This is a genomic window from Burkholderia sp. MSHR3999, from assembly GCF_000833595.1.
Classification (GTDB): Bacteria; Pseudomonadota; Gammaproteobacteria; order Burkholderiales; family Burkholderiaceae; genus Burkholderia; species Burkholderia ubonensis.
In genome coordinates this window covers 400210-410515 of the sequence record NZ_JRFO01000002.1, presented here as the reverse complement: position 1 = coordinate 410515, position 10306 = coordinate 400210, and the positions used below count along the sequence as shown (strand labels likewise).

Sequence of the window (10306 nt, the reverse complement as noted above, 5' to 3'; positions counted from 1 at the left end):
TTCTCTCAAGCGCCTTAGAATACTCATCTCGCCCACCTGTGTCGGGTTTGCGGTACGGTCATCGTTAGACTGAAGCTTAGAGGCCTTTTCTTGGAACCACTTCCAATTGCTTCGCTCCCGAGGGAGCTCGCGCCACACCCTTGAATCCTGCGCCCGGATTTGCCTAAGCGCCTTCTCCAATGCAGCGACCGGGACTTCCAACACCCGGACAACCTTCCGCGATCCGTCCCCCATCGCATCTAACGACGGTGCAGGAATATTGACCTGCTTCCCATCAGCTACGCATTTCTGCCTCGCCTTAGGGGCCGACTCACCCTACGCCGATGAACGTTGCGTAGGAAACCTTGGGCTTACGGCGAGGGGGCCTTTCACCCCCTTTATCGCTACTCATGTCAGCATTCGCACTTCCGATACCTCCAGCACCCTTTACAAGGCACCTTCGCAGGCTTACGGAACGCTCTCCTACCATGCGAGACTAGCTCGCATCCGCAGCTTCGGTATATGGCTTAGCCCCGTTACATCTTCCGCGCAGGACGACTCGATCAGTGAGCTATTACGCTTTCTTTAAAGGGTGGCTGCTTCTAAGCCAACCTCCTGACTGTTTTAGCCTTCCCACTTCGTTTCCCACTTAGCCATATTTGGGGACCTTAGCTGGCGGTCTGGGTTGTTTCCCTCTTGACACCGGACGTTAGCACCCGATGTCTGTCTCCCGTGATTGCACTCTTCGGTATTCGGAGTTTGCTATGGCGGGGTAATCTGCAATAGACCCCCCAACCATGACAGTGCTCTACCCCCGAAGGTGAGACACGAGGCACTACCTAAATAGTTTTCGGAGAGAACCAGCTATTTCCAGGTTTGTTTAGCCTTTCACCCCTATCCACAGCTCATCCCCTAACTTTTCAACGTTAGTGGGTTCGGACCTCCAGTACGTGTTACCGCACCTTCATCCTGGCCATGGATAGATCACCTGGTTTCGGGTCTACGCCCAGCAACTGAACGCCCTATTCGGACTCGCTTTCGCTACGCCTGCCCTATACGGTTAAGCTTGCTACTGAACGTAAGTCGCTGACCCATTATACAAAAGGTACGCCGTCACCCCTTACGAGGCTCCGACTGTTTGTATGCATGCGGTTTCAGGATCTATTTCACTCCCCTCCCGGGGTTCTTTTCGCCTTTCCCTCACGGTACTGGTTCACTATCGGTCGATCACGAGTATTTAGCCTTGGAGGATGGTCCCCCCATCTTCAGACAGGATTTCACGTGTCCCGCCCTACTTGTCGCACACCTAGTTCTTTCATACTGTTTTCGCCTACAGGGCTATCACCTGCTATGGCCGCACTTTCCAGAGCGTTCGGCTAACAATACAAATAAAGAGTGCAAGGCTCATCCCATTTCGCTCGCCACTACTTTGGGAATCTCGGTTGATTTCTTTTCCTGCGGTTACTTAGATGTTTCAGTTCACCGCGTTCGCTTCACATGGCCTATGTATTCAGCCATGGATACTCCATAAGGAGTGGGTTTCCCCATTCGGACATCTACGGATCAAAGCTCGTTTGCCAGCTCCCCGTAGCTTTTCGCAGGCTACCGCGTCCTTCATCGCCTGTGATCGCCAAGGCATCCACCACATGCACTTGTTCGCTTGACCCTATAACGAGTCTGTCTCGTTACAGGTTGAGTTCTCGCGTTGTGCCGTATTCCAATTGAGCCGAACATGAAGTTCGAATCATCTTGAGATACATCGATACAATCACAACCCGGATAGTTTCCACGTCCATCTCAAAGACGCTTCCGCTATCCAAATTACTTGCTTCTTCCAGATTGTTAAAGAACGACAGCCGATATGGTGTTACTCATATCACTCTGACTGGCTCAATCGCCAATGGCAAAAGTTCGATCAAGTCGAACGCTTGTCATTGAAGATTGTGGTGGAGGCAGACGGGATCGAACCGACGACCCCCTGCTTGCAAAGCAGGTGCTCTCCCAGCTGAGCTATGCCCCCATACAGAGACTTCCCAGGGTACTTCCGCCAGACAATTGGTGGGTCTGGTTGGATTCGAACCAACGACCCCCGCCTTATCAAGACGGTGCTCTAACCGACTGAGCTACAGACCCCTGAGTCTGTCCTGATTTACAGCCGATAAGCGTGAGCGCTCAACTTGTGCGAGATAGCTCTGGAAAGGAGGTGATCCAGCCGCACCTTCCGATACGGCTACCTTGTTACGACTTCACCCCAGTCATGAATCCTACCGTGGTGACCGTCCTCCTTGCGGTTAGACTAGCCACTTCTGGTAAAACCCACTCCCATGGTGTGACGGGCGGTGTGTACAAGACCCGGGAACGTATTCACCGCGGCATGCTGATCCGCGATTACTAGCGATTCCAGCTTCATGCACTCGAGTTGCAGAGTGCAATCCGGACTACGATCGGTTTTCTGGGATTGGCTCCCCCTCGCGGGTTGGCGACCCTCTGTTCCGACCATTGTATGACGTGTGAAGCCCTACCCATAAGGGCCATGAGGACTTGACGTCATCCCCACCTTCCTCCGGTTTGTCACCGGCAGTCTCCTTAGAGTGCTCTTGCGTAGCAACTAAGGACAAGGGTTGCGCTCGTTGCGGGACTTAACCCAACATCTCACGACACGAGCTGACGACAGCCATGCAGCACCTGTGCGCCGGTTCTCTTTCGAGCACTCCCGAATCTCTTCAGGATTCCGACCATGTCAAGGGTAGGTAAGGTTTTTCGCGTTGCATCGAATTAATCCACATCATCCACCGCTTGTGCGGGTCCCCGTCAATTCCTTTGAGTTTTAATCTTGCGACCGTACTCCCCAGGCGGTCAACTTCACGCGTTAGCTACGTTACTAAGGAAATGAATCCCCAACAACTAGTTGACATCGTTTAGGGCGTGGACTACCAGGGTATCTAATCCTGTTTGCTCCCCACGCTTTCGTGCATGAGCGTCAGTATTGGCCCAGGGGGCTGCCTTCGCCATCGGTATTCCTCCACATCTCTACGCATTTCACTGCTACACGTGGAATTCTACCCCCCTCTGCCATACTCTAGCCCGCCAGTCACCAATGCAGTTCCCAGGTTGAGCCCGGGGATTTCACATCGGTCTTAGCGAACCGCCTGCGCACGCTTTACGCCCAGTAATTCCGATTAACGCTCGCACCCTACGTATTACCGCGGCTGCTGGCACGTAGTTAGCCGGTGCTTATTCTTCCGGTACCGTCATCCCCCGATCGTATTAGGACCAGGGATTTCTTTCCGGACAAAAGTGCTTTACAACCCGAAGGCCTTCTTCACACACGCGGCATTGCTGGATCAGGCTTGCGCCCATTGTCCAAAATTCCCCACTGCTGCCTCCCGTAGGAGTCTGGGCCGTGTCTCAGTCCCAGTGTGGCTGGTCGTCCTCTCAGACCAGCTACTGATCGTCGCCTTGGTAGGCCTTTACCCCACCAACTAGCTAATCAGCCATCGGCCAACCCTATAGCGCGAGGCCCGAAGGTCCCCCGCTTTCATCCGTGGATCGTATGCGGTATTAATCCGGCTTTCGCCGGGCTATCCCCCACTACAGGACATGTTCCGATGTATTACTCACCCGTTCGCCACTCGCCACCAGGCCGAAGCCCGTGCTGCCGTTCGACTTGCATGTGTAAGGCATGCCGCCAGCGTTCAATCTGAGCCAGGATCAAACTCTTCAGTTCAAACCTGTTACTGTTTTCGGTTCCGTAGAACCGGTCGCTCACTCAAAGCTGACAGGAATATGAATTGCTTCATAAACCTGACTTACTTTAGTGTGAGACTCTTGATACTTTTGCCAATCCGATCTGACGATCGGCTCGCTGTCATCAAGCGCCCACACTTATCGGCTGTTAATTTTTAAAGAACGTTTCTGCGAGAAAACCGTCTTTCCCGGCAGCGCTGCGTTGTCAGCAGCAGAGAAGAGAGATTATGAACACTGTTTCGCAGTTCGTCAACAACTTTTTTACTAGCTCGTTGCGACTGCGGGGTTCATCTGCCCTCCCCCTTCCGCGCCGCGTTGCCGTCAGCGCGAAAGAGGCGTGATTCTAGGCACCTCCCGCACCAAGCGCAAGGGGTTGCGTGAAATAAATTTAAGGCCCCGTCAGGCCCTGCGCATCTGGCGCGCGACGATCTCCATATAGTGATCGAGATCCGGCGTCGCTCTCCCTTCCACCTTCGCCATATCGTCCCAGCGGCGCAGGCGCAGCGCGTCCTCCGCAAACGGGCGCCGCAAGAACGCCGCGGCCTCCTCTTCGCTGAAGACCCCACCCTGCAATGCGAGGCTGCGCACCGAGTCCGGCGACAGGCTCTCGAAGTAGCCGGCATCCGTCCGGCACAGGCAGCGCTTGGCATCGACATGCAGCCGGATCGGCTCGAGCACCGCGTCCGGCAACAGCGGCCGCAGGAACGGCAATACGTAATATTGATGGAGATCGTCGATGCCGCGCGCGCTCGGCGTCTCCCCCTGACGGTTCAGCAGATGCCCAAGGTCGTGCAGGAACGCCGCCGCGACCAGCGCGTCGTCCGCGCCTGCCCCCTCCGCCAGCAAGCCGCTCTGCAGCGCATGCTCGAGCTGCGTGACCGGCTCCCCGCTATAGGCCACATGGCCATGCTCGCGGTACAGGCCGCGAATCTCTTCAAGCGTCAACGCCATTCCGTCATCCCCACGGCAACGAGAAGGTCTTCAGGTTCGTGAAGCTCTTCATCGCCTCCTGCACCCCTTCCTTGTAGCCCAATCCCGAATCCTTGATCCCGCCGAACGGCGTCAGCTCGATCCGGTAGCCCGGCACCTCCCAGACGTTCACGGTGCCGACGTTCAATTCGTTCACGAACCGCACGACCGCTTCCGTGCTGTCGGTGCAGACGCCCGACGACAGCCCGAACGCCGTGCCGTTGCTGATCCGGATCGCGTCGTCGATCGTGTCGAACGCGATGACCGGCGACACCGGGCCGAACGTCTCCTCGCGCACCAGCGCCATCGCCGGATCGACGCGATCGAGCACGGTCGGCGCATACAGCGCGCCGCGGCGGACATTCCCGGTCAGCAGTCGCGCGCCCTGCGCGACCGCCTCGTCGACGCGCGCCTCGAACAGGCGCGCCGCCGCTTCGTCGATCACCGTGCCCATCTCGTTCGCCGGGTCGAACGGGTCGCCGTACGACCACGTGCGCGTCTTCTCTACCAATCGCTCGGTGAACGCCGGCGCGACCGAACGCTGGACCAGGATGCGCTTGACCGCCGTGCAGCGCTGGCCGGAATTCCGGTACGAGCCCTGCACCGCGAGCAACGCCGCGCGGTCGAGATCGGCGTCGCCGAGGACGATCAGCGGATCGTTGCCGCCCAGCTCGAGCACGACGCGCCGGTAACCGGCCTTCGCGGCAATCGCCTTGCCGATCGCCACGCCGCCGGTAAACGTGATCAGCGACGCGTGCGGGTGCGTCACCAGTTCGTCCGCGATCTCTCGCGGATCGCCGGTCACGACCTGCAGCATCGGTTCGGGCAGTCCGGCCTCATGGAGCAGATCCGCCAGATAGAACGCCGACAGCGGCACCTTCTCGGACGGCTTCACGATCACCCGGTTGTTGGTCGCGACCGCCGGCGCGACCTTGTGCGCAACCTGGTTCATCGGATGATTGAACGGCGTGATCGCGACGATCACCCCGTCGAGCGGCTGGCGCTGCGAAAACACCCGGCGCGCCTTGCCGTGAGGCGTCAGGTCGCACGAGAAGCTCTGCGCGTCGTCGCGCAGCGCCTCGACCGACGCGAACTTCAGCACGTCCGCGACACGGCCGATCTCGTAGCGCGAATCCTGCTTCGACAGGCCGGATTCGAGCGTGATCAGGTCCGACGCCTCCTCGGTGCGCTCGCGCAGCAGCGCGGCCGCCCGTTCGAGGATCTGCGAACGCTCATAGCGCGTGAGCACCGGCCGGTAAGCCATCGCGTAATCGAACGCGGCGCGCACGTCGTCGACGCTCGCGAGCGGCGCCGTGCCGACGCGCAGGCCGGTATAGGGATCGGTGACGTCGAAGGTCCGCTCGCGTGCCGCGCGAGCGCCGCACCAGCGCAATGCCTCGGCACGGAATGCCGGATGGTCCCGCCGAACAGGGGAAGTCATGATGCGATCCGGTTCAGCGCGAAATCGAATACGTCGAAATTCCGCGGACGACGCGCGGGATCGTCGCGCTCGATGCGACGGTTGAACAGCAGCGGCACTTCCTGCTCCGACACGCCGCCATGCGAGCGCAGCGGCACGGTCAGCCCGGACAGGTCGTGTTCGCGCTCGCGCGTGCCGAGCGTCATGTCGCGCCGGGCGATCACGGCCAGATCGCCGATCCGGTCCGCCGGCAGCTCGAAGCGCGCCGCGGCTTCCGCGTTGTCGAGCACGAGCTCGACGCCGTCGAGCCCGCCGATGCGCCACATCGCGTCCGTCCGGTCGACGCCCGCCGCCAGATAGACGGTCGCGAACGAGCCGAGCGCGCCGTGGTGCACGACGCAAGGATCGGTGATCGGCAGGATCACCCGCGCGGCCTGCACGCCGAACCAGCCGTCGAGCGCATCCTGCAGATAGACGACGTTCGGCCGGCCCGTCGCCGGATCGTGCTTCGCGTTCATCCCGTGGTCGGCGGTCAGCCCGATCACCCAGCCGAGCGCATCGAGCTGCGCGAGATAGCGGTCCATCATCGCGCAGAACGCGTTCGCGCCGGGGCTGCCGGGCGCGCACTTGTGCTGCACGTAGTCGGTGGTCGACAGATACATCAGGTCGACCTGGCGCGTCTGCGCGAGCCGCACGCCGGCCGCGAACACGAATTCGGACAGCGCCGCGCTATAGACGTCCGGCGACGGCAGCCCGACCCAGTCGAGCACGTCGACGATGCCGTTTTCCGCGAGATTCGCCTGTGCCGCCTTCTCCGCGGAGAAGCAGATGCCGCGCATCCGCCAGCCGAGCAGGCGGCGCAGCTTGTCCTTCGCGGTCACGACCGCCACCCGCGCGCCGGCGTCGGACGCCGCGGCGAGCAGCGTGCCCGCCCGCAGGTAGGCCGGGTCGTTCATCATCACCTCGGCGCCGCGTCCGCCGTCGGCGTCCGGGTCCCAGAAGTAGTTGCCGCAGATGCCATGCACCGACGGCGGCGCGCCGCAGACGATCGACAGGTTGTTCGGGTTGGTGAAGGTCGGCACGACGCAATCGGCGCGCCACGCAGTGCCTTCCGCGAACATCCGGCCGATGAACGGCGCGACGCCCGCGTCGACCGCGTGCTCGAGATAGTCGTATTCGCAGCCGTCGACGCACACGACGACGGTCGGCACGGCCGGCAGCCGGTAGCGGCGGCCGTTGACGTCGACGGACTGGTCCGGCAGGCCCGTCGACGTCCCGGCGGCCTGCGCGTCGCCGGGCGACCGCAATGCGAACGCGGCGTTCATCGCGCCACCCGCCGGCCGCCCGGCACGCGGGCGGCAATCAGCAGCAGCGCCGCGAGCGATGCGCCGAGCATCAGCAGCGACAGCGCCGACGCCGGCAGGTAATAGCCGCGCTCCACCTGGCCGATCACGACGATCGGCACGGTGGCGAAGCCGGGCGGATAAACCGTCAGCGTCGCGCCGAGCTCGCCGAGCGACAGCGCGAAGCCGAGCGCGAGGCTCGCGCGCAGCGCGGGCACGAGCTGCGGCAGCAGCACGCGCCGCAGCACCATCGCGGGCGGCGCGCCGAGGCTGGCCGCGGCCTCGCGCAGCACCGTCAGCTCCGGGCGCAGCGCCGCTGCCGCGCAGCGATAGCAGAACGGCAAGATCAGCGTGAGCTGCACGAGCACGACGATCGCCGCCGAACTCGACAGATCGACCGGCTTCTGGTGATAGGCGATCAGCACCGCGAGCCCGAGCACGACGCTCGGCACGCCGTTGGGCACCATCACGAGCGCGTCGACGAGCGCGCCGACGCCGCGCCGGTCGCGCCCTTCGAGCGCGAGCGCGAGCCACAGGCCGAGGGCCGTGCCGATCACGGCGACCCCGAAGCCGATCTCGAGGCTCGTCGCGAGCGCGCCGTATTCCTGCGAACCGAGCTGCTCGAACCAGCGCAGGCTGTAGCCGGCCGGCAGGATCGTGCCGGACCAGCGGCTCGACACGCTCGACAGCGCGACGACGATCACCGGCAGCACGAACAGCCAGAAGCACGCGAACGCGGCGAGCGCCAGCGCGACGCGCGACGCATGCTTGAGCAGCGTGTCGCTCCAGCCCGGTTCGTGGCGCGGCACGGCCTGCCCGATACGATATTCAGCGGACATCGCGCGTCCCTCCCGTTGCGCGCCGGTTCACCCGGCGATAGACCGCATACAGCGCCAGCGACAGCGCGAGCATCGCGACCGCGCCGGCCGACGCGGTCGGCAGGTCGAGATCGACGGTCGCGCTGCTGTAGATCGCGACCGGCAGCGTGACGAGCTTTGCGCTGCCGAGCACGAGCAGAATGCCGAATTCGTTCAGCGTCAGCAGGAAGCACAGCACGGTGCCGGCCGCGATCCCGGGCCACGCGATCGGCAGCACGACGCGCCGCGCGAGCATCCAGCCCGACGCGCCGAGGCTGCGCGCCGCTTCGATCAGGCGCAGGTCGAGCGTCGCGAACGACGCGAGCGTCGGCCGCACGACGAACGGCGTGTAGAACACGGTCTGCGCGAGGATCACGCCGCCGAAGCCGAACAGGAAATCGAGCGGCGGCTGGTCGAGATGGAACGCCTGCTGCAGCGCGATGCTGACCGAGCCCTGCGAGCCGTACAGGAAGATCAGCGTGAACGCGACGAGAAACGAAGGAAACGCGACGTACAGCTCCAGGAAGCGCGTGACGAGCGACGCGCCCGGAAACGGCCGGAAGAACAGCAGCGCGGCCAGCAGCACGCCGAGCACCGACGCGGTGCCGGCGCTCGCGAACAGCACGCCGAGCGTCGTCAGCAGCACGTTGCGCGCGTCCGGATTGCCGAAGAAGTTCCGGTACGCGGCGAAGCTCAGCCCGTGATCGCCGGTCAGGCTCAGCAGCACGAGCCGCACGAGCGGATAGACGACGAGCGGGCCGAGCACGACGACCGCGAGCAGGATCAGGTGCCAGTCGCCGGCGCGCCGGCGGCGCTTCGCGGCGGCGGCATGGGCGGCGGCCGACGCGAGCGCCTTTGGCGACAGCGCGGCGTCAGGGCTCGATAAGGACGACATCGTCTGCCTCGCAATGCAGGGAAACACGCGCGCCGCGCTCGGGCGCCGCGCCGCGGCCGCGCTGCATCGTCACGCGCACCGGCTCTTCCGGCGCCGCGTCGACCACGACCGCGATCGACAGCTCCGCGCCCTGCCATTCGACCGATGCGACCGTGCCGTGCAGCCCGCCCGCCGCAAGCGGCCTGACGGTCAATTGCTCGGGACGCACGCACGCGACCCTGTCGCGCACGTCGTGGCGCGGATCGCCGAGCGGGAAGATCACGCGCGGCGGCAGCAGGTTCGCCGGGCCCAGGTAGCGCGCGACGTAGCCGTTGCGTGGCGTGTCGTAAAGCTGCTGCGGCGTGCCGAGCTGCGCGACGTGGCCGTCGCGCATCAGTAGCGCGCGGTCGGACAGCACCAGCGCATCGTCGCGGTCGTGCGTCACGCACACGACGGTCAGGTTCGGCAGGCGCTCGTGCAGCGCCTTCAGCTCGCTGCGCACCGACGCGCGCAGGTTCGCGTCGAGCGCGGACAGCGGCTCGTCGAGCAGCAGCACGTCGGGCTCGATCACGAGCGCGCGGGCGAGCGCGACGCGCTGCTGCATCCCGCCCGACAGTTGCGCCGGCAGGTGGTGGCCGGCGTCGCCGAGCTGGACGAGCTTCAGCGCGTCGGCGACGCGGCGCGTCACCTCGGCCGACGACATCCGTCGCGCGCGCAGGCCGAATGCGACGTTCTCGAACACCGACAGGTGCGGGAACAACGCGTAGTTCTGGAACAGCAGACCGAGGTTGCGCTTGTGCGGCGGCGCATAGGTCAGGTCGCGCCCGGCGACGCTCAGCGTGCCGGTCAGGCCGTCGGCCTTCACGAACCCGGCGATGAAGCGCAGCAGCGTGGTCTTGCCGCAGCCGCTCTTGCCGAGCACGGTCAGAAATTCGCCGGCGCCGATCGACAGCGTCAGATCGTCCAGCACCGTGCGCGCGCCGTAGCGCACGCTCAGGTGCTCGATCTGCATGCCGCCCGGCGCGCCGGACCGCAGCGTCGCGCGCGGCTCGGCGGCGCCGAATGCGCCGGGATGGGTCATGGCGGTATCCACCGGTTTCATCCTTTCAATTGCAGG

The 10306-nt window shown here is 63.5% G+C and carries 6 protein-coding genes, 2 tRNA genes and 2 rRNA genes; all 10 read right to left on the bottom strand.

All coding sequences use genetic code 11. The annotated features are described in order from the left end of the window. A 23S ribosomal RNA gene (locus KY49_RS12565) occupies nucleotides 1-1645 on the bottom strand; the annotation flags it as partial. A 278-nt stretch (nucleotides 1646-1923) separates the two neighbouring features. Further along, nucleotides 1924-1999: transfer RNA gene (locus KY49_RS12560), tRNA-Ala, on the bottom strand. 36 nt (nucleotides 2000-2035) lie between these two features. Then, a tRNA-Ile gene (locus KY49_RS12555) sits at nucleotides 2036-2112 on the bottom strand. 63 nt (nucleotides 2113-2175) lie between these two features. Beyond that, nucleotides 2176-3706: ribosomal RNA gene (locus tag KY49_RS12550) — 16S ribosomal RNA — on the bottom strand. Nucleotides 3707-4125: 419 nt separating this feature from the next. Continuing rightward, entirely contained in the window at nucleotides 4126-4677 is a 552-nt protein-coding gene (locus KY49_RS12545) for a phosphonate degradation HD-domain oxygenase (protein ID WP_042584969.1), read from the bottom strand. A 4-nt stretch (nucleotides 4678-4681) separates the two neighbouring features. Beyond that, nucleotides 4682-6136: a phosphonoacetaldehyde dehydrogenase gene (gene phnY / locus KY49_RS12540; protein WP_042584968.1), complete on the bottom strand. Its 1455-nt coding sequence runs from the start codon at nucleotides 6134-6136 to the stop codon at nucleotides 4682-4684. Continuing rightward, nucleotides 6133-7440, bottom strand: coding sequence for a phosphonoacetate hydrolase (gene phnA, locus KY49_RS12535; RefSeq protein WP_042584967.1), 1308 nt, complete (start codon nucleotides 7438-7440; stop codon nucleotides 6133-6135). The genes phnY and phnA overlap by 4 nt, the downstream gene beginning before the upstream one ends. Then, nucleotides 7437-8297: a 2-aminoethylphosphonate ABC transport system, membrane component PhnV gene (gene phnV, locus KY49_RS12530; RefSeq protein WP_042584966.1), complete on the bottom strand. Its 861-nt coding sequence runs from the start codon at nucleotides 8295-8297 to the stop codon at nucleotides 7437-7439. The genes phnA and phnV overlap by 4 nt, the downstream gene beginning before the upstream one ends. Then, nucleotides 8287-9210, bottom strand: coding sequence for a 2-aminoethylphosphonate ABC transporter permease subunit (phnU, locus tag KY49_RS12525; RefSeq protein ID WP_042584965.1), 924 nt, complete (start codon nucleotides 9208-9210; stop codon nucleotides 8287-8289). The genes phnV and phnU overlap by 11 nt, the downstream gene beginning before the upstream one ends. Continuing rightward, nucleotides 9188-10291, bottom strand: a complete 1104-nt coding sequence (phnT, locus tag KY49_RS12520; protein WP_042584964.1) for a 2-aminoethylphosphonate ABC transport system ATP-binding subunit PhnT — start codon at nucleotides 10289-10291, stop codon at nucleotides 9188-9190. Before phnT ends, phnU begins: the two co-directional genes overlap by 23 nt. Between the last annotated feature and the right edge of the window lie 15 nt (nucleotides 10292-10306).

Bases quoted from the DNA above. Each gene is read 5' to 3' on its own strand.
- KY49_RS12545 (WP_042584969.1), bottom strand. From the start codon at position 4,677: ATGGCGTTGACGCTTGAAGAGATTCGCGGCCTGTACCGCGAGCATGGC.
- phnY (WP_042584968.1), bottom strand. From the start codon at position 6,136: ATGACTTCCCCTGTTCGGCGGGACCATCCGGCATTCCGTGCCGAGGCA.
- phnA (WP_042584967.1), bottom strand. From the start codon at position 7,440: ATGAACGCCGCGTTCGCATTGCGGTCGCCCGGCGACGCGCAGGCCGCC.
- phnV (WP_042584966.1), bottom strand. From the start codon at position 8,297: ATGTCCGCTGAATATCGTATCGGGCAGGCCGTGCCGCGCCACGAACCG.
- phnU (WP_042584965.1), bottom strand. From the start codon at position 9,210: ATGTCGTCCTTATCGAGCCCTGACGCCGCGCTGTCGCCAAAGGCGCTC.
- phnT (WP_042584964.1), bottom strand. From the start codon at position 10,291: ATGAAACCGGTGGATACCGCCATGACCCATCCCGGCGCATTCGGCGCC.